Raw genomic sequence first — 18,733 nt, forward strand, 5'->3', positions numbered from 1 at the left:
GGTCTATGCCGGCCGTTCCGACGAGCTGTCCCTGGTCACCACCATGCCGGCGCTGGCCCGCGCGGCCCGCACCGCACACACCCTGGTCGGGGCGGTACGCGCCGCGCAGGCCGCCGCGCCGCGCGCCCCCGGCGCCCCGGTCTTCGGCACCCTGGCCGGCGGCCTGAGCACCCTGGTCGACGCGGCCGAGCGGGCCGGCGGGGCGACCGTGCGCCGGGACGCGACGGTCCGCGAGCTGCACCGCACCGCCACCGGCTGGCGGCTCACCGTCGGGTCGACCCGCGACGCCGCGCACGTCGAGGCCGACGCGGTGCTGCTGGCCGTGCCGGCCCGACCGGCCGCCCGGCTGCTCGCCGGCCCGGCGCCGGTGGTCGCGGAGACGGTCGGCGTGCTCGACTACGCCAGCGTGGCCCTGGTCACCATGGCGCTGCCGGAGCCGGAGCTGCCGGAACTCTCCGGGTTCCTGGTGCCGGCCGGCGAGGGGCTGCTGATCAAGGCGTCGACGTTCTTCACCACCAAGTGGGGGCACCTGCGCCGCCCCGACGGGCTCGCCCTGGTGCGCGCCTCCGTCGGCCGGTACGGCGACGAGACGGCGCTGCAGCTCACCGACGACGACCTGGCCACCACCGTGCACCGGGAGCTGTCGAAGGTGCTGGGCACCCCGCTGCCGGCCCCGGTCGCCGGGCACGTGCAGCGGTGGGGCGGCGCGCTGCCGCAGTACGCCCCCGGTCACCTCGACCGGGTGGCGGCGGCCCGGGCGGCGCTGCGCGCCGACCACCCCACACTGGCCCTGGCCGGGGCCGGCTACGACGGCGTCGGCATCCCGGTCTGCGTCCGCTCCGGCGAGACCGCGGCCGAAGAGATCATCACAGCACTGGGAGGATCGGCAGCATGACCGAGCAGACCAACGCGGCACGGCTGCGGGAGCTCAACGACACCATCCGCTACACGATGTGGTCGGTGTACCGGGCGACCAGCCCCCTCCCGTCGCTGCGCGAGAACGTCGTCGACGAGGTCGAGTCGCTCTTCGCGGAGCTGGCCGGCAAGGACGTCACCATCCGGGGCACGTACGACGTGGCCGGGCTGCGCGCCGACGCCGACCTGATGATCTGGTGGCACGCCGCCTCCAGCGACGCGCTCCAGGACGCGTACCTGCGGTTCCGCCGGACCACGCTGGGGCGGGCGCTCACCCCGGTCTGGTCGCAGCTGGCGCTGCACCGGCCGGCCGAGTTCAACAAGAGCCACATCCCGGCGTTCCTGGCCGACGAGGAGCCGCGGGCGTACCTCTGCGTCTACCCGTTCGTCCGGTCCTACGAGTGGTACCTGCTGCCCGACGCCGAGCGGCGGGAGCTGCTGGCCGAGCACGGCAAGATGGCCCGGGGCTACCCCGACGTGCGGGCCAACACGGTCGCCTCCTTCGCCCTCGGCGACTACGAGTGGATGCTCGCCTTCGAGGCCGACGAGCTGCACCGGATCGTCGACCTGATGCGGGACCTGCGCGCCTCGGGGGCGCGCCGGCACGTCCGCGAGGAGGTCCCGTTCTACACCGGCCGCCGCCGCTCGATCGCCGACATCGTCACCTGCCTGGTCTGACCGCTGCCACCGGTCGGGGCCGCGTCCGCGACCCCGACCGGCGGTGCTCAGGCGACCGTCGTGCAGGAGACGATCCCGGGCACCGGGTTGGTCGCGCCGGACGAGCCGACGAACCCGAAGCCGGTGCTCGCCCCCGGCGCGAGGGTGCCGTTGTAGGCCACGTTGCGCGCGGTGACCAGGGTGCCGTTGGTGCTCACCGTGGCGTTCCACGCCGAGCCGACCTGCTGGCCGTTCTGGTAGTTCCAGCTCACCGACCAGCCACGCACCGGTGAGCCGCCGTTGGTCACCTGCACCTCGGCCTGGAAGCCGCCGTTCCACTGCCCGGTGATCCGGTACGTCGCGGTGCAGCCGCCGGCCGGGTTCGGCGTGGTGGGCGGGGTGCTCGGCGTCGGGCCGCCGGTCGGCGAGCTGGTCGGCGTCGGGCCGGTGGTCGGCGACGTGGTCGGCGACGGGCCGGTGGTCGGCGACGTGGTCGGCGACGGGCCGCCGCCACCGAAGTCGACGTCGCTGCACAGGTAGTACGACTGGTCCAGGTGGCTGGCCTGCCAGATGGTGTAGACGATGTGCCGGCCGGTGCGGCCGGGCGCGCTCGCCGGCACCTGGATCGACACGCCCGTCGACTCGGGCGTCCACTGGCTCGCCGGGGTGTTGCCGATCTGGCCGGCCAGTTCCAGGTCGCTCCAGCGCAGCGGCGTGGTCAGCGCGTCGAAGCCCTGCTTCGTCACGTACACCCGGATGTAGTCGGCGCCGTGGCTGGCCTGGTCGTACAGCTTGATCTTGAAGTTGCCGGTCACCGGGGCGGTCTTCCAGGCGCCGACCGCGTCGAGCGCGTTGTAGCGCCCGCTGGACGTGTGCCCGGCGCTGCACAGCTGGCCGTCCGGGATGGCCGCCTGGTGGTTGCCGGCGACGCCCTCCCGGAACAGCCCGTTCCAGTTCCACATGGCGTTCGGGTCGGCCTGCCAGGCCTGCCAGCACATCGGGTCCTGGGTGGCCATGGCCGGGTTCTGGAAGTCGCTGCCCCAGCGCTGCCAGCAGCCGTAGTTGCGCGACGCCGGGTCGACCACGGACCCGTGCGCCGAGGCCGGGCCGGCCAGGGTGACGTTCAGCAGCGCCGCGACCAGCGTGCCGACGGCGAGCAGGGCCGCCGCGACCAGGGCGCGGCGACGGTGCGGTGTGGACATCTGAGCCTCCGGGGTGGGGATGTCGGATGACGCCCGGACGATGCGGGAGTTGCCCCTCCCGCGCGATGGCTCGCGTCGCGGCTCCGCCTGGCACGCTGTCACAGGAAAGCGGTATCCGTCAATGTCTGCTCAGGCCGGCGGCCGCCGCATCGGGGTGTGCGGGATGCCGTCCTCGACGTACCCGGGGCCGCTGACCGTGAAGCCGTGGCCGGCGTAGAAGCCGACCAGGTGGGTCTGCGCCTCCAGCACGCACGGCCGGTCCCCGACCAGCGCCAGCGCCTCGGCCACCAGCCGGCCGGCCAGGCCCGCGCCCCGGGCCGCCGGGGCGACCACCACCCGGCCGATCCGGGCCACCCCGCCCGGGTCGGCGAGGATCCGCAGGTACGCCACGACCGCGCCGTCGTCGCCGGTCAACCAGAGGTGCCGGGTGCCCGGCTCGGTGTCCCGGCCGTCCAGTTCCGGGTACGCGCACTCCTGCTCCACCACGAACACGTCGACGCGCAGCCGCAGCAGGTCGTGGAAGGTGCGGGCGTCCAGCTCGGCGAAGGTGGCGACGTGCGACTCGTACGGCATCCCGCGATGTTATGCGCCGCCGTCCCGACGGGCGGCGACCGCTCCGCCCTCGGTGCGGGTGCGGGCGGGGTCGGCGTCGGCGCGGGTGGGGGTGGCGTCGGCCGGGTCGGTGCCGGTCCGGGCGTCGGCCGTGCGGCGGCGGGCCAGCGAGCCGACGGCGGCCAGGGCGACCAGCGCGACGACCACCCCCGCCACGGTCCACGGCCCCAGCCCGGCCAGCCAGCCGCTCACCGCCCCCTGCACCCGGCCGGCCGCCGCGATCACCGGGTCGCCGGTGCCGCGACCGGAGAAGAGCCGCACCTCGTACCAGCCGTACCAGGCCACGTAGCCGCCGGTGAGCACCAGCAGCAGGCCGGCCAGCCGGCCGAGCAGGGGACCGGCCCGCCGGGCGCGCCGGACCAGCGAGTCGCGGGCCAGCGCCACCGCCAGCGCCGCCGCGCCGACCGCCAACCCCATGCCGAGCGCGTACGCCACGAAGAGGCCCACCCCGGCGAGCGGGCTGCCGGCCCGGAAGCCGGCCACCACCACCGCCAGGAACGGGCCGATCGTGCAGCCGAGCGACGCCACCGCGTACCCGACGCCGAAGAGTGCCATCGAACCGAACCGGGCCCGGACCGCCGGGCCGCTCGCCGGACGCGGCGTGACGGTCGGCAGCTGCCGACCGGCGAGCAGCCAGCCGCCGGCCAGCACCAGCGCCGCCCCGATCAGCACCGAGACCCACGGCAGCCGACCCGCCACGGCGTCCGCCGCCGGCCCGGCGAGCAGGCCGAACGCGCCGAAGACCGCCACGAAACCGGTAGTCATCGCGGCGGTCAGGGCCAGCGCGCGGCCCACCGGCGCCAGCGGCCCGCGGGCGGCCGCCGGCCCCTCGCCCAGCACCAGCACCGACAGGTACGCGGGCAGCAGCGCGAAGCCGCACGGGTTCACCGCGGCGAGCAGGCCGGCGGCGAGCGCCAGACCGTAGGGGGCGTCGGACACGTCAGGCCAGCTCACCGACGCGGCGGCGCAGCTCGGCCTGGGACAGTGCGCCGGAGTGCACCACCTTCCCGGTGGAGTCGAGCAGCACGTACCACTCCTGGCTGGTGACGCCGAACCGCCGCCACACCGCGCCCTGGTCGTCGGCGAGGTTGGGGAACGCCGCGATGCCGGTGTCGGTGGCGAAGCGGCGCATCGCGTCCGGGCCGCTGCCCAGCCCGGCCACGCCGACCACGCTGATCCGGTCGGCGTTCGCCCGCCGCAGCGCGGCGACGTCGGCGGCGACGCCGCGGCAGCGGGTGCACCAGGCGGCCCAGAACCAGAGCACGGCCGGCCGGCCGGCGAGGCTCGCCCCGGCGAACGACCCGCCGTCGAGCGTGCGCGCGGTGAAGTCCAGCGTGGCGGGAACGGTCGCGCCGGGCGACGCGCTCCCGGTGGGTGCCGTGCTGCCGCCGGGCACTCCGGTCGGCCCGGCGGTGCCCGGCGTCGCGCTCGCGGCCGGTGTGCCGCCGGTGGCCGGGGCCGCCCGGTCGGTCGGTCCGGTGCCGCCGCAGCCGGTGAGGGCCAGCACGGCGGCGAGGGTGAGCGGCGGCAGCGTCGATCTGATCGCGGGCATGGCCGATGCTAACCACCCCCCGGCCCCGCGCACCCTTACCGACCGCTTACGCCCACCGTCCGTTCCCGTGCGACCACGCGGCGGGGTCAGGCGGGGCGGGCGCCGACGGCGTCGCGTACCTCGGCGCCCTGGTCGCCCTCGACGGCGCGGGCGCAGTGCGCGCAGCAGAAGAAGCGGCCGGAGACCTCGACGCCGTGTCCGACGATCTTGGTCTGGCAGTGCTCGCAGATCGGTGCCATCCGGTGGATGGCGCACTCGAAGCAGTCGAAGGTGTGCGTGTCGCCGCTGACCGTGCGCACCTCGAACGCCATCCAGTAGTCGTTGCCGCAGACCTCACAGGTTGCCATGTCGAAACCCCCCGAAAACGGACCCGTCATCCCAGGGTCGGGGTACGGACACAGCGGAGCAACCGAAACCGGCGAACCTGGTCCGGCTCGACGGCGAGTCGCCCCCGGCGTGTCGCGCGTTAGGCCAGGTGAGAGCCGCGAACCCCCCGGAGGACCTCGTGATCAAGCGCAACAAGCTGTTCGGCACCCAGACCCGGGTCACCTTCTGCCTGCCGCGGGACACCCCGCCCGGCCCGGTGAGCGTGGTCGGCTGCTTCAACGACTGGGAGCCCGGACGGCACGAGCTGGTCAGCCGGCGGGACGGCACCCGTACGGTCACCGTCAGGCTCGGGCCCGGCGAGTACCGCTTCCGCTACCTCGGCACCGGCGGGGTGTGGCTGGACGACGACTCCGCCGACGAGGTCGACGAGCAGGGCTGCCGGCTGCTGCTCTGAGCGGCGGCGGCGGCACCGGGCCCGGTCGGGCCGGGGACCCGGGCCGCCCCGCCGCGGCTCAGCCCTCGGCCGGCGTCAGCCGGATCGAGAGCGAGTTCACGCAGTGCCGGGTGTCCTTCGGGGTGAAGCCCTCACCCTCGAAGACGTGCCCGAGGTGGCTGTCGCACCGGGCGCAGCGGATCTCCGTGCGCCGCATGCCCAGGGTGTTGTCGGGGATCTCCTTCACCGCGCCCGGGATCGCGTCGTCGAAGCTGGGCCAGCCGCAGTGCGAGTCGAACTTGTCGTCGCTGCGGAACAGTTCCGCCCCGCAGGCCCGGCAGTGGTAGACGCCGGGGGTCTTGGTGTCCACGTACTCGCCGGTCCAGGGCCGCTCGGTGCCGGCCTCCCGGAGCACCTGGAACTCCTCGGGGCTCAGCCGGACCCGCCACTCGTCCTCGGTGCGGGGCAGTTCGTTCTCGGAAAGACTCACCGGTCAACGGTACGTCGGACGTCGGTGGCATCGCATATGGTCGCGCAATGGCTGGCAGCAAGGCCGCGGCCGAGGAGATCGAGGTCGCCGGGCACACCGTCCGGCTGAGCAGCCCCGACCGGGTGATCTTCCCGCAGCGCGGCTTCACCAAGGCGGACGTCTTCCACTACTACCTGGCCGTGGGCGAGGGGATCATGCGCGCCCTGCGCGACCGGCCCACCACCCTGCAACGCTTCCCCGACGGCATCGAGGGGGAGATGTTCTTCCAGAAGCGGGTGCCGGCCCGGGGCGTACCGCCGTGGGTGCGGACCGCCGAGATCGCCTTCCCGAGCGGGCGGACGGCGGCCGAGCTCTGCCCGGCCGACCTGGCGCACGTGGCGTGGGCCGCGCAGATGGGCACGGTGGTGTTCCACCCGTGGCCGGTGCGCGCCGCCGACGCCGACCGTCCCGACGAGCTGCGCATCGACCTGGACCCGCAGCCCGGCACCGACTTCGGTGACGCGGCCACCGCCGCCGGGGAGCTGCGCGCGCTGCTGGACGAGTTGGGCGCGACCGGCTGGCCGAAGACCTCCGGCGGCCGGGGCGTGCACGTCTACCTGCGCATCCAGCCCCGCTGGACGTTCGTCGAGGTGCGCCGGGCGACCATCGCGCTGGCCCGCGAGCTGGAGCGCCGCCGCCCCGAGCTGGTCACCACCGCCTGGTGGAAGGAGGAGCGGGGCAGCCGGGTCTTCGTGGACTTCAACCAGATGGCCCGGGACCGGACCATCGCCTGCGCGTACTCGCTGCGGGCCAACGGCCGGGCCACCGTCTCCACCCCGCTCGACTGGGCCGAGCTGCCCGACGTCGACCCGGACGAGCTGCACCTGGGCAGCGTGCCGGCCCGGCTCGCCGAGCGGGGCGACCCGCACGCCGGCATCGACGACGCTCCCTGGGACATCGGCCCGTTGCTGGAGTGGGCCGACCGGGACGCCGCCGCCGGCCTGGGCGACCTGCCCTACCCCCCGGAATATCCGAAGATGCCCGGCGAGCCGAAACGCGTCCAACCCTCCAAGGACCGCGACCGCCCCCGCCCCTGACCCGCGCCGCCCCGACCGGCGCGGCGACCCGATAACGATCACGTAACGCGTGCGAACCTTTTCCGGCCCTCGACGGGTCTCCCTGATCAACGCCCCGACCCGGGGCAGGGGAGGACTCGGATGAAGCTGGTGTGGAGGCGGGCCGTCGAGGCGCGCGGGCTGCTGCTCGCCGCCGCGGTCGCGGCCCTGGTCGCGGTCGCGCTGGTCACCGGGCTCTCCGACTACAACCGCCGGGCGGTCGACGCGGGGGCCCGGGCGGTGCTCGACGCCGCCCCGGCCGAGGAGCGCAGCCTGCTGGTCAGCGGCTCCGGCGGCCGGGACGCCGCGGCGTACGCCGACCGGGACCGGGCGGTCCGGGCCCAGTTCGCCGCCGGCCTCGACGGCGTACCGGTCACCGTCGCCGCCGCCCGCTACGGCACCGGCCGCGAGCTGACCGGCGACCTGGGCGACGCCCGTACCGGCCCGGATCCGGTCTTCGCGGGCCTGACCAGCCTGCCCGACCTGCCCGCGTACGCCGAGCTGACCGCCGGGTCGTGGCCGGTGACCAACGCCCGCCCGCTCCAGGTCACCCTGCCCGAGAAGATCGCCGGCCAGCTCGGGCTCAGCGCCGGCGACCGGGTGCCGCTCTACGACCGCAGCGCCGAGAAGGCCGACGCGGTGGTGCTCGCCGGCACCTGGCGACCCCGCGACCCGAACGCGGCCTACTGGCGGCTCGCCCCGGGCGTGGGCAGCGCCGACCCGGACGGCTCGTACGGGCCGTTCGTGCTCGACCCGGCCGACTTCGCGCGGACCTTCGCCGGCTCCACCTCGGCGGCCTGGCTGGTCGCCCCCGAACTCGCCGGGGTGGCCCCGGCCCGGCTCGCCGGAATCAGCGCCAGACTCGGGGACATCGCGGCGCAGGTACCCGAGGCCACCGGGCTCGGCTCGTCCGCGCAGACCGTCGGTCACCTGGACCGGCTCGCCGACCGGCTCGGTCGCGCCGACCTGGTGGGCCGGTCCGCGCTGCTCACCCCGCTGCTGCTGATCATGGTCCTGGGCGGGTACGCGCTGGTGCTGGTCGCCGCGCTGCTCACCGAGGACCGGCGGGCCCAGACCGCGCTGCTGCGTGCCCGGGGTGCCGCCCGGGGCCAGCTCGCCGGCCTCGCCGTCCGGGAGGCGACCCTGGTCGTGGTGCCGGCGGCACTGCTCGCCCCACCGCTGACCGGAGTGGCCGTCCGCCGGCTCGGCGCGGACCTGGGACTGGCCGGCGGGGGCGCCACCCGGATCTGGACGGTGGCGCTCGCCGCAGCGGTCGGCTGCCTGCTCGCCATGGTGCTACCGGCCCTGCGCCGGGCCGGCACGTACGTCGCCGACATGGCCGCCCGGTCCCGCCCCACCCGGGGCGCGGCGGTGCAGCGGGCCAGCGTCGACCTGGCCCTGGTCGCACTCGCCGTACTGGCCTGGACCCAGCTGCGGCAGTACTCCTCCCCGCTGGCCGGCGCCGGTGGCCGGCTCGGCATCGACCCGCTGCTCGCCGCCGCGCCCACCCTCGGGGTGCTGGCCGGCGCGGTCGTCGCGCTGCGGCTGCTGCCGCCGACGACCCGGCTCGCCGAGCGCTTCGTCGACCGGCGGCCCTGGGTGGCCACCATGTTCGGCATGTGGCAGGCCGGCCGCCGGCCGCACGCCGGCCCGGTGCTGCTGCTCGCCCTCGCCGTCGGCGGCAGCACCCTCGCCTGGTCGCTGGTCGCCTCCTGGGAACGCTCGCAGCTCGACCAGGCCCGGCACACCGTCGGCGCGGACCTGCGCCTGGTCGAGCGGGACGGCACCGCCCCCGCCGACCGGGCCGCCCGGCTGGCCGCCGTACCGGGGCTGGAGCGGGTGCTGCCGGCCTGGCGCGACGACGTCCGGGTGGGGCGCGACGACCGGCCGGCCAGCGTGGTCGGCCTCGACGCGGCCGCCGCCGGCGGGCTGCTCCGGCTCTCCGACGCCGACGGTGACGCGTCCACCGCGGCGCTGCTCGACCGGCTGGTCAAGGGGCGGGCCGCCCCCGTCGGGCCGCTCCTGCCGGCCGGCGCGGCCACCCTCGCCGGCACCGTCCGGACCCCCGTCGAGTCCCCGTACACGACGCCCCGGATCACCGTCTCCGCGCTGCTCACCACCGACGACGGCGCGGCCTGGCGGCTGCCGCTGGCCGAGGCGCTCGGCGACGGCCGCCCGGTCGGCTTCTCGGTGGCGCTGCCCCCGACCGGCGGCGCCCCGCTGCGGCTGGCCGGGTTCGAGTCCGACGGCGGCGACGCCGTCGGCATCAGCTACCGGCTGCGCCTCGACGGTCTCCGGCTGGCCGACGCCGGTGGCGCGGCGCTGCCGCTGCCCTTGGACGGCGGCTGGCGGATCACCGACGCGGCGCAGGGGCCGACGGTGCCGGCCCGGGTCACCCCGGGCGTCGTCGACGCCACCCACAAGGTGGTGCTCCCCGAAGGAGCGCTGGAGTACGCCCGGCAGCCCACCTCCCGGTTCGCGGTGGTGCCGGTCGGCACCGACCCGCCGGTGCCGGTGCTCATCACGCCCGGGGTGGCCGCCGCGCTGAGCCTGCACACCGGTGACCAGGTGCCGTTCCCGCTCTCCGGGGCGACCCTGCCGGTGAAGGTGGTCGGGCAGGTGGCGGCGGTGCCCGGCACCGGCGGCGACGGCGTGCTGCTGGACCTGCCCGCCGCCGCCACGCTGCTGCTGCGCCAGCAGGGCAACCTGCGGCCGATCTCCGAGTGGTGGCTGGGCACCGACCGCGCCGGGCACACCGCCGCGGCGGCCGACCTCGCCGGGCTGTCCGGCACCACCCTGCTGGACCGCCGGCAGGTGGCGGCGGAGGCCGCCCGGGACCCGTACTGGCGAGGGGCCCGGACCGGCCTGCTCGCCGCCGCCGTCGGGGCGGTGCTGCTCGCCCTCGTCGGCCTGGCCGTCGACGTGTGGGCCACCGCCCGGCACCGGCTCACCGAGCTCGCCGTGCTGCACACGTTGGGCGCCAGCAGCCGGCTGCTGGCCCGCGCGCTCCTCGCCGAGCAGACCTTCCTGGCCGGGCTCGGGGTCGGCGTGGGACTGCTGGTCGGGGCCGGCGTGGCGGCCACCATGGTGCCGCTGGTGATCCTCACCCCGGCCGCCGGCCGGCCGGTGCCCGAGGCGGTCTTCACGGTGCCGTGGACGCCGGTCGGGCTGACCGCGGCCGGGCTGCTGCTCGCCGCCCTGGGCTGCGCCGCCTTCATCACCACCGGCCTCCGCCAGCGGCTGGCCGTCGTGCAGCTCCGGATCGGGGGAGAACGATGAGCGTGTTCGGGGCGGTCCGGCGGGTCCGGGCGTACGGGGGGCACTTCCTGCTGCTCGCCGTCCTGACGCTGGTCACCGCGCTGCTGATCACCGCGGTGCCCCGGGTCGCCGACCGGCTCACCGGGCAGGGACTGCGCGAGTACGTCGCCGCGCAGCCGGTGGCCCGGCGCGACCTGACGTACGCCACCCAGCCGGAGGTCGTGCCGCCGCTGGCCCAGCGGCTCGCCGCCACCCGGGCCCTGGAACTGGCCACCCTCGAACGGCGCATGCCGACCGCCGTCCAGCAGGTGATCGGGGAGCGCTGGTACGCCGCGCAGACCTATCCCGCCCGGCTCACCGGGCCGCGGCTCGCCGCCGACAAGGGACTGATCGACCTCGGCCTGCGCAGCATGACCGGGATGCCCGAGGCGGCCACCCTCGTCGCCGGACGCTGGCCGGAACAGGGGGTGACCGAGCAGGGCGCGATCGAGGTGGCGCTGGCCGACAGCGTCGCCGGCCCGCTCGGGGTGACCGCCGGGGACCGGTTCCGGCTCGCCATCCTGGACCAGAACAAGAAGCCGATCACCGTACGGGAGATGGAGCTGGTCGGGGTGTTCACGCCCCGGGACCGGCGGGCCGGGATCTGGGACAGCCTCCCGGGCATGCTGGGGCTCACCCCGCCGGAGGGCGACGGGGACCCGTTCGTGGCCGTCGGCTACACCGCCGAGGACGGCTTCGACGCCGCCGCCACCGCCGGCTTCCCGGTCTCGTTCAGCTGGCGCTACCGGATCGCCCCGGCGGAGATCGCCGCCGGTCAGCTCTCCGACCTGATCGGCGGGCTCGCCGCGCTGGACCGGGCCCGCCCGGCCGGACTGACCCTCACCCAGGGCGTCGACATCCCGCTGCGCCGCTTCGCCGAGTCCCTGGCCGCCGCCCGTACGCTGCTGGCGGTCATCGCCGCCGGGCTGCTCGCCACGCTGGCCGGCCTGACCCTGCTCGCCGCCCGGCTGGCCGCCCGCCGCCGGGCCACCGAGTACGCGCTGATCCGCGCCCGGGGCGGCTCCACCGTGACCGTGCTGCGCCGGGGGCTCACCGAATCGGTCCTGGTGCTGCCGCTCGCGGCCGGCGCCGGCTGGCTGCTCGGCGGGCGGCTGCCGGGGGCCGGCACCGGACTGCGCTGGGTGCTGCTCGCCGGGCTGCTGGCCACCCTGGTGCCGCCGCTCGCCGCGCTCACCGCCGGCCGGGGCACCGGCGGCCGGACCGATCTGGTCGGCGCGCGGGCCACCGCGCTGCGGCGCACCGTCGAGGTGACCGTGCTGGTGATCGCCGCGCTCGGGGCGTTCCTGCTGCGGCGGCGGGGGCTCACCCTCGACGGGACGGTCGATCCGCTGCTGGTCTCGGTGCCCGTCCTGCTGGCGGTGGCGGCGGCGCTGCTCGCGCTGCGCGCCTACCCGTGGCCGCTGCGCCTGCTCAGCCGGGCGGCCGCCCGGGCCCGGGGCAGCGTCGCGTTCCTCGGCACCGCCCGGGCCGGCCGGGCCGCCACCACCGGCCCGCTGGTCGTGGTGGTGCTGGCGATCGCCACCGCCGCGTTCTGCGGGGTGGTCGCGGCCGGCATCGAGACCGGTCGGGACCGCGCCGCCGCCCGGGCGGTGCCCGGTGACGTCCTGGTGGTGGGGGAGCGGTTCGCGCCGGACACCACCGAGGGGCTGGCGGGGCTGCCCGGGGTGCGGGCGGTCACCCCGCTGCTGACCGTCCCCGGCGAGCGCCCGTACGCCGACCGGGCCGGCCGCTTCGGCGGCGTCGGGGAGACCCGGGTGCTGCTGGTCGACGGGGCCCGCTTCGCCGACGTGGCCCGCCGCGCCGGGGTCGCCGTGCCGGTCCCGGACCTGCTGCGCACCCCCGGCGACGGCACCGGCGGCACGCCGCTGCCGGCGCTGGTCTCCCCGGCGCTCGCCGCCGAGTTCACCGCCGCCGGGCTGGCCGACCGGGACGGCCGCCGCCCGGCCTGGCTGGACGTGCAGGGCAACCGGCTGCCGGTCCGCACCGCCGCCGTGGTGGCCGGATTCCCCCTGGTCGACCAGGGCGTGGACCGGTTCCTGGTGCTGCCCTGGCCGGCGCTGCCGGCGGACGCCCCGAACCCGCTCGCCCCGACCGGGTTCGTGCTGGCCGGCGACCGGGTCGACCCGGCGGCGGTGGCCCGGGTGGTCGAGGAGGGACAGCGGCGCTACCAACGTGCCGGCACGGTGAACGGCGGGGACCGGCCCCGGCAGCCGACGGTGCTCACCCGGTCGGCGGTCCGCGCCGAGCTGGGCGGCAGCGGGGTCAACGGTTTGCTGGTCTTCGGCTTCACCATCGGTGCGGTCGGCGGCGGCCTGCTCGGGCTGCTGGCCCTGGCGTTCGCGGTCCTCGCCGGGGCGCGTGCCCGGGGGCAGGTGCTGTCCCGGCTGCGCACCATGGGCCTGTCCCGCGGGCAGTGGCGGGGGCTGCTGCTGGTCGAGCTGACCCCGCTGGTGCTGGTCTCGGTGCTGACCGGCGCGGTGGTCGGGGCGCTGTTGCCGGTGCTGCTCACCCCGGTGCTCGGCCTGCCCGCGTTCACCGGCGGGGTGGCGGTGCCGGTGCGTTTCGAACCCGGCCTGGTGGCCGGGGTGCTGGGCCTGGCCCTGCTGGCCCTCGGCTTCGCGGTCGCCGTGGAGGCCCTGAACAACCGCCGGCTGCGCCTCGGCGAGGTGCTCCGGCTCGGAGAGGAGAGCTGACATGACAGCGACCGCTTCCGGCCATCCGGCCTCGGCCGTGCCGGATCTGGCCGTCCTCCAGCAGCGGGCCGCGCAGCGCGCGGCCGAGCGGGCGGGTGGCCGCGACCGGCTCCGCGGGCACATCGTCTGCGACGGTCTGGTGCGCATCTTCAAGACCGAGGGGGTGGAGGTGTTCGCGCTCCAGGGCCTCGACCTGGTCATCGACCGGGGTGAGCTGGTGGCCATCGTGGGCGCCTCCGGGTCCGGCAAGTCGACCCTGCTCAACATCCTCTCGGGGCTGGACACCCCCACCGCCGGCACCGCCCGGGTCGCCGAGTACGACCTGCTCGCCCTGTCGAGCCGGCGTCGGCTCGCGTACCGCCGGCAGGTGGTCGGCTTCGTCTGGCAGCAGACCGGCCGGAACCTGCTGCCGTACCTGAGCGCGGCGGAGAACGTGGAGCTGCCGATGAAGCTGGCCGGCGGGCGGTCCGCGCGGGCGCGCCGGGAGCGGGCCCGCGAGCTGCTCGACATGGTCGGCGTCGGTTACTGCGCGGACCGCCGGCCCGGCCAGCTCAGCGGCGGTGAGCAGCAGCGCTGCGCGGTCGCCGTGGCGGTGGCCAACGACCCCGAGGTGCTCTTCGCCGACGAGCCGACCGGTGAGCTGGACGAGGCGACCGGCGCGGAGGTCTTCGCCGCGCTGCGCACCATCAACGCCGAGCTGGGCGTCACCATCGTGGTGGTCACCCACGACCACGCCGTCGCCGACCAGGTCCGCCGGACCGTCGCGATCCGCGACGGCCGGACCGCCTCCGAGGTACGCCGGACCGCGCGGCTCGCCGCCGACGGCAGCACCGAGCTGGTGGCCGAGGAGTACGCGGTGCTGGACCGGACCGGCCGGATGCAGCTCCCGGTGTCCTTCGTGGACGCCCTGTCCCTGCGCGACCGGGTCCGGCTCGACCTGGAACCCGACCACGTCCAGGTGCGGCCCGGCGACCGGGCGCACGCCGAGGAGAGTGACGCATGAGCGAGCAGCCGACCGCCGCGCCCGTCCGGGAGGCCACCACCGACGAGGTGGTCCGGGTCGAGGAGGTCAGCCGTACCTTCGGCCGGGGCGAGCACGCGGTGCACGCCGTCCGGGAGGTCTCCTTCTCCGCCGGGCGGGGCGAGCTGGTCGCGGTCCGGGGTCGCTCCGGCGCGGGCAAGACCACGCTGCTCAACCTCGTCGGCGGGCTGGACCGGCCGGACCACGGGCGGATCCGGGTGGCCGGGCACGACGTGACCGCCGCCGGTGAGCGGGAGCTGCTGGCGTTGCGGCGCGGCACGGTCGGCTTCATCTTCCAGACCTTCGGCCTGGTGCCGATCCTGTCGGCGGCGGAGAACGTCGGGGTGCCGCTGCGGCTGGCCAAGGTGCCGGCGGCAGAGCGGGAGCAGCGGGTCGCCGTGCTGCTGGAGCTGGTCGGGCTGGGCGGGCACGCGTTGCAGCGCCCGTACGAGCTCTCCGGCGGGCAGCAGCAGCGGGTGGCGGTCGCCCGGGCGTTGGCCAACGAGCCGGACCTGCTCATCGCCGACGAGCCGACCGGCCAGCTCGACTCGGAGACCGGCCGGTCCATCATGGACCTGCTCCGGGCGGTGGTGCACGCCAAGGGCATGACCGCCCTGGTCGCCACCCACGACCCGGCACTGATCGAGCTGGCCGATCGTACCCTCACCCTGCGCGACGGCCGGCTGACCGACGACTGACCGCCGGCCGGCGCCACGAACACGGCCGTCGGGCGACCGCCTTCGTCGCGCGTCGACGCCTGGGTCGTGTGCTGACGCCTCGTCGGTGCCGGACCCTCTTGTCGCCCGCTACAAACTTGATGACGACAACGAATCGGTGCCGCACCGGCCACGGACCTCTGGGCCGTCGCGGGAAGACGGGACAGCGACCGTCCCGTCGGCGCGGCGGGACCGTGTCGCCGCCCGGACCGGCTGAGTCGTTCACGTCATCACGTTCGTAGTCACCGCGCCCTTCACCCCGCCGGCTCTGGGTTCGGGCTCCGGCTCCGCGCTCCGGCTCCGCGCTCGGGCGCCGGCCCCGGCTCTGGGCTCGGGCTCCGGCCCGGCCGGCTGGCGGTGGGGTGGGCGCGCGTCGCCGTTCACTCCCGGTGGCGGCGGTGGTGGTAGGCGATGGTGAGGGCGAGCAGGAGGGGGCCCCAGAGCAGCAGGGGGAGGTAGCAGGCGAGGAGCAGGGCGAAGCCGGGCGGCGAGCACTCCAGGTCGTTGCCGTGGACCAGCACGCCCCAGGCGGCGTACCCCCAGATCAGGATGAGCGCGACGGCGCCCGCGCCGGCGACGGTGACCGCGAACGGCGGCGGCACCCGACGCCCGCCGAGCAGCGGCAGCCACCGGGCGAACACCTCACCCCAGGGGCGGACCAGGCCGAAGGAGAGCAGCGCCAGCGCCTCCGAGACCAGGCTCAGCGAGATGATGTAGGCGCTCTCGCCGACCCCGAGGTGGACGGGCGCACCGTGCGCCGAGGCGCCGATCGGCACCCCCGCGACCAGGGCGAGCCGCCACAGGCCGGACGGGAGCACGACCAGCGGGATCAGGTGGGCGACCCGCTCGGCCCAGCCGGGCCCGCGACGGTCGGGCCGGGCGGACGCGGGCGTGGGCGTGGGCGTGCTGACGGTGTCGGACATGGCGACTCCCCGTTCGGTGGGCTGCGGCTCCAGCCTGCCGGCCGGCGGGGTCAGCGCCGTCGCCACCGCCGGGGAGTCGGCTCCCCCGGGTGGGGGAGCGGTCGTCAGAGGGCCAGCTTCATCCCCTCGTGGCTGGCCACGAAGCCGAGCCCGAGGTAGAAGCGGTGCGCGTCGGCGCGGGTCTTGTCCGTGGTGAGCTGCACCAGCGCGCAGCCCCGCTCCCGGGCCCGGTCGATCGCCCAGTGCATCATCGCCCGGCCGACGCCCTGCCCGCGCAGGTCGGAGCGGACCCGGACCGACTCGATCAGCGACCGCTCGGCACCGTGGCGGCCCAGCCCGGGGATGTACGTGAGCTGCATGCAGCCGACCGGTTCCCCGGCCAGTTCGGCGACGACCAGATGGTTGCGCGGGTCGGCGGTGATCTCCGCGAACGCCTTCTCGTACGCCTCGTCCACCTCGGTGAAGTCGCGGGCCTTGCCGAGCACGTCGTCGGCGAGCAGCGCGATGATGGCGGGCAGGTCCGCCCGGGCGGCCTCCCGGAAGATCAATTCGGTCATGCCGGCAGCGTGTCACATTCAAGGAACCCGAGGTCCACCGGCCGGGCTTGCCCGCACCGGGCAACATGTCGCCATGGACGTCCTGCTGCTGCCGTTCCGCTGGATCTACCGGGCGCTGATCTGGTTCGCCAACTCGCCGCGCACCCTGATCGCCTCGTACCTGCTGATGATCGTGGTGGCCGGCGTCCTCTACAGCCACGCCGAGCACAAGGGCGCCGCCGACTCGGTCTGGTGGGCGGTGGTGACCGCCTCCACGGTCGGCTACGGCGACATCTCGCCGACCACCTTCGCCGGCCGGCTCCTCGCCGCGATGCTCATCTCGACCATGGTGCTGCTGGTGATCCCGCTGATCACCGCGCACTTCGCCAGTCGGCTCATCGTCGACGACGACGCCTTCGAGCACGACGAGCAGGAGGAGCTGAAGGCGGACGTCCGCCGGCTGCGGGCCCTGGTGGAGGAGATGGCCGCGCGGCAGGGCGTCACGGTGCCCGAGCCGGAGCCACGCGGCCCCGCCGAGGGCGTGGTGCCGGTCTGGGAACGCTCGGTCGCCTACCGGCGGCGACGCCGCCGGCGCTGACCCGCACGGGCGCCGCCGCGCCCGGCCCGGACGGTCAGCGGGCCGGGCAGCGCAGCCCTTCCGGCGGGACGGTGAGCGAGATCAGGTACGCGTCGACCGCCCGCGTCACGCAGGTCGTCTGCGGGTACGCGGTGTGCCCCTCGCCCTCCCAGGTCAGCACCCGCCCGACGCCCAGCATCGAGGCGAGCGCGGCGGTCTGCTCGTACGGCGTCGCCGGGTCGCCGGTGGTGCCCACCACCACGATGGGCGGCGCGCCGACCGCCTTCCCGGTCGGGTACGGGTCCCGCCCGCCCGGCCACTGCACGCAGCCCAGCATCCCCACCGCCAGGGCCGGCCCGAAGAGCGGGTACCGGTCGCGCCACTGGGACTGCAGCGCGCGGATCTGCGCGACGGTCGGCTTCTCGGTCTCGTCCGCGCAGTTCACCGCCATGTTGGCGTCGAACAGGTTCGAGTAGCGCCCGTTCTCCTCGCGCCCCGCGTACGCGTCGGCGAGCTTGAACACCCCGGTCGGGTCGCCGCCCTGCAGGGAGTCGATCGCCCGGGCCAGCTCCTGCCAGCCGGACTCGGTGTAGAGGGAGGAGATGACCGCGTAGAACACCCAGCCGGCGGTCGCCTCCCGGCCGTCGCGGGCGCGGACCGGGGAGGTGTTGGCCTTGGCGATGGCGTCGGTGACCGCGCCCCGGGCGTCCGGCGCGATCGGGCAGCGCCCGGCGTTCGCGCCGCACCAGCGGGCGAAGTTGTCGAAGGCCCGCTCGAAGCCCTTGGCCTGGCTCTCCGAGCCGGCGATCAGCTTCTGCTGCGGGTCCACCGCGCCGTCGAGCACCAGGGCGCGGACCCGCTGCGGGTAGAGCTGGGCGTAGGTGGCGCCGAGCAGGGTGCCGTACGAGTAGCCGAGGTAGGTCAGCTTCTCGTCGCCGACCGCCGCGCGCACCGCGTCCATGTCCCGGGCCGCCTGCTCGGTGCCGTAGAGCGGGAGCTGGTCGCCGTACTTGTCGCCGCAGCGCTGCCCGATCCGCTTGTTCAGGTCGACGAAGCCGTCGAACGACGCCTGGCTGCGCGGGTCGGGGTCGTAGCCGAAGCTGGCGTCCAGGTCGGTGTCGGAGATGCACTTGACCGGGCTGGACCGGGCCACCCCGCGCGGGTCGAAGCCGACGATGTCGAACCGGTCGGTCACCGAGGCGGGCAGGCCGCCGAACCCGGCGCCGAAGGAGAGGTAGACGGCGGTGTCCACGCCGGACGCCCCCGGCCCGCCCGGGTTGACCACCAGCGACCCGATCCGGTCGTGCTGCTTCTGCGAGCGGATCCGGATCAGCGCGATCTCGAAGGTCTCCCCGGTGCCCGGACCGGCCGTCGCGCCGGTCGCCGCGCCGGCCCCCCAGTTGCGGGGTACGGCGATCCGGGCGCACTCGTAGCGCATCCCCTGCGCGCCCCGGCCGACCAGCTCGTCGGGCACCTCCGGACAGTCTCGCCAGGTCGGGGCGGTGCCCGGGGGCGCGGCCTCGCCCTGGCCCTCGACGCGCGGGGCGATCACCGGCAGCGTGCAGCCGGCGGTGAGCAGCACCGCCGCCGCGATCCCGGCCAGCGCGGGTCGGACCCGGCGGATCCGGTCGGAGAAGCGGGTCACGTGGGAGGCCTCCATGATCGTG

General features: G+C 76.0%; 18 protein-coding genes. 9 read left to right on the plus strand and 9 right to left on the minus strand.

What is annotated here, in order from left to right:
- The coding region (gene hemG, locus GA0070611_RS00005) for a protoporphyrinogen oxidase (RefSeq protein ID WP_091655710.1) at positions 1-895 on the plus strand (895 nt) is incomplete at its 5' end.
- Positions 892-1,593: a hydrogen peroxide-dependent heme synthase gene (gene hemQ, locus GA0070611_RS00010; protein WP_091655711.1), complete on the plus strand. Its 702-nt coding sequence runs from the start codon at positions 892-894 to the stop codon at positions 1,591-1,593. The genes hemG and hemQ, both read left to right, overlap by 4 nt.
- Positions 1,594-1,640: 47 nt before the next feature.
- Here hemQ and GA0070611_RS00015 read toward each other — a convergent pair whose 3' ends face one another.
- From GA0070611_RS00015 to GA0070611_RS00035, 5 genes are all read right to left on the minus strand, one after another.
- Entirely contained in the window at positions 1,641-2,774 is a 1,134-nt protein-coding gene (locus GA0070611_RS00015) for a lytic polysaccharide monooxygenase auxiliary activity family 9 protein (protein WP_091655712.1), read from the minus strand.
- A gap of 129 nt (positions 2,775-2,903) precedes the next feature.
- The gene (locus GA0070611_RS00020; RefSeq protein ID WP_091655713.1) at positions 2,904-3,347 is read right to left on the minus strand and encodes a GNAT family N-acetyltransferase; all 444 of its coding nucleotides are present in this window, start codon (positions 3,345-3,347) and stop codon (positions 2,904-2,906) included.
- A 9-nt stretch (positions 3,348-3,356) separates the two neighbouring features.
- Positions 3,357-4,325, minus strand: a complete 969-nt coding sequence (locus tag GA0070611_RS00025) for a cytochrome c biogenesis CcdA family protein (protein ID WP_091655714.1) — start codon at positions 4,323-4,325, stop codon at positions 3,357-3,359.
- A gap of 1 nt (position 4,326) precedes the next feature.
- On the minus strand, positions 4,327-4,938 hold the full coding sequence (locus tag GA0070611_RS00030) for a TlpA family protein disulfide reductase (RefSeq protein WP_091655715.1): 612 nt from the start codon (positions 4,936-4,938) through the stop codon (positions 4,327-4,329).
- Between the two features lie 86 nt (positions 4,939-5,024).
- Positions 5,025-5,285: a Prokaryotic metallothionein gene (locus GA0070611_RS00035; protein ID WP_091655716.1), complete on the minus strand. Its 261-nt coding sequence runs from the start codon at positions 5,283-5,285 to the stop codon at positions 5,025-5,027.
- Between the two features lie 158 nt (positions 5,286-5,443).
- Here GA0070611_RS00035 and GA0070611_RS00040 point away from each other — a divergent pair, with 158 nt between their 5' ends.
- Positions 5,444-5,719 (plus strand): isoamylase early set domain-containing protein, encoded by a 276-nt coding sequence (locus GA0070611_RS00040; protein ID WP_091655717.1) that lies wholly within the window; start codon positions 5,444-5,446, stop codon positions 5,717-5,719.
- A 58-nt stretch (positions 5,720-5,777) separates the two neighbouring features.
- On the opposite strand, the gene msrB is transcribed toward GA0070611_RS00040, so the two are convergent.
- Positions 5,778-6,188, minus strand: a complete 411-nt coding sequence (gene msrB / locus GA0070611_RS00045) for a peptide-methionine (R)-S-oxide reductase MsrB (protein WP_091655718.1) — start codon at positions 6,186-6,188, stop codon at positions 5,778-5,780.
- A 47-nt stretch (positions 6,189-6,235) separates the two neighbouring features.
- Between msrB and ligD the strand changes: the two genes are divergently transcribed.
- The 5 genes from ligD to GA0070611_RS00070 all read left to right on the plus strand — a co-directional run bounded on the left by ligD (position 6,236) and on the right by GA0070611_RS00070 (position 15,012).
- Positions 6,236-7,264: a non-homologous end-joining DNA ligase gene (gene ligD, locus GA0070611_RS00050; protein ID WP_091655719.1), complete on the plus strand. Its 1,029-nt coding sequence runs from the start codon at positions 6,236-6,238 to the stop codon at positions 7,262-7,264.
- 120 nt (positions 7,265-7,384) lie between these two features.
- Positions 7,385-10,561 (plus strand): FtsX-like permease family protein, encoded by a 3,177-nt coding sequence (locus tag GA0070611_RS00055; protein ID WP_091655720.1) that lies wholly within the window; start codon positions 7,385-7,387, stop codon positions 10,559-10,561.
- Positions 10,558-13,293, plus strand: coding sequence for an FtsX-like permease family protein (locus GA0070611_RS00060; RefSeq protein WP_091655721.1), 2,736 nt, complete (start codon positions 10,558-10,560; stop codon positions 13,291-13,293). Before GA0070611_RS00055 ends, GA0070611_RS00060 begins: the two co-directional genes overlap by 4 nt.
- Position 13,294: 1 nt before the next feature.
- Complete coding sequence (locus tag GA0070611_RS00065; protein WP_091655722.1) at positions 13,295-14,296, plus strand: ABC transporter ATP-binding protein; 1,002 nt, start codon at positions 13,295-13,297, stop codon at positions 14,294-14,296.
- Positions 14,293-15,012, plus strand: a complete 720-nt coding sequence (locus GA0070611_RS00070) for an ABC transporter ATP-binding protein (protein WP_091655723.1) — start codon at positions 14,293-14,295, stop codon at positions 15,010-15,012. Before GA0070611_RS00065 ends, GA0070611_RS00070 begins: the two co-directional genes overlap by 4 nt.
- A 398-nt stretch (positions 15,013-15,410) precedes the next feature.
- Here GA0070611_RS00070 and GA0070611_RS00075 read toward each other — a convergent pair whose 3' ends face one another.
- Together GA0070611_RS00075 and GA0070611_RS00080 are read right to left on the minus strand one after the other, a co-directional pair.
- Positions 15,411-15,953: a hypothetical protein gene (locus GA0070611_RS00075; protein ID WP_091672246.1), complete on the minus strand. Its 543-nt coding sequence runs from the start codon at positions 15,951-15,953 to the stop codon at positions 15,411-15,413.
- 104 nt (positions 15,954-16,057) lie between these two features.
- A complete protein-coding gene (locus tag GA0070611_RS00080) occupies positions 16,058-16,510 on the minus strand; it encodes a GNAT family N-acetyltransferase (RefSeq protein ID WP_091655724.1) in 453 nt (150 codons plus the stop codon).
- Positions 16,511-16,583: 73 nt separating this feature from the next.
- Here GA0070611_RS00080 and GA0070611_RS00085 point away from each other — a divergent pair, with 73 nt between their 5' ends.
- On the plus strand, positions 16,584-17,087 hold the full coding sequence (locus GA0070611_RS00085; RefSeq protein WP_091655725.1) for a potassium channel family protein: 504 nt from the start codon (positions 16,584-16,586) through the stop codon (positions 17,085-17,087).
- 34 nt (positions 17,088-17,121) lie between these two features.
- Here GA0070611_RS00085 and GA0070611_RS00090 read toward each other — a convergent pair whose 3' ends face one another.
- Positions 17,122-18,711: an alpha/beta hydrolase gene (locus GA0070611_RS00090; RefSeq protein ID WP_407940401.1), complete on the minus strand. Its 1,590-nt coding sequence runs from the start codon at positions 18,709-18,711 to the stop codon at positions 17,122-17,124.
- Positions 18,712-18,733: the final 22 nt, after the last annotated feature.

It is taken from the genome of Micromonospora auratinigra, assembly GCF_900089595.1.
Taxonomy (GTDB): domain Bacteria; phylum Actinomycetota; class Actinomycetes; order Mycobacteriales; family Micromonosporaceae; genus Micromonospora; species Micromonospora auratinigra.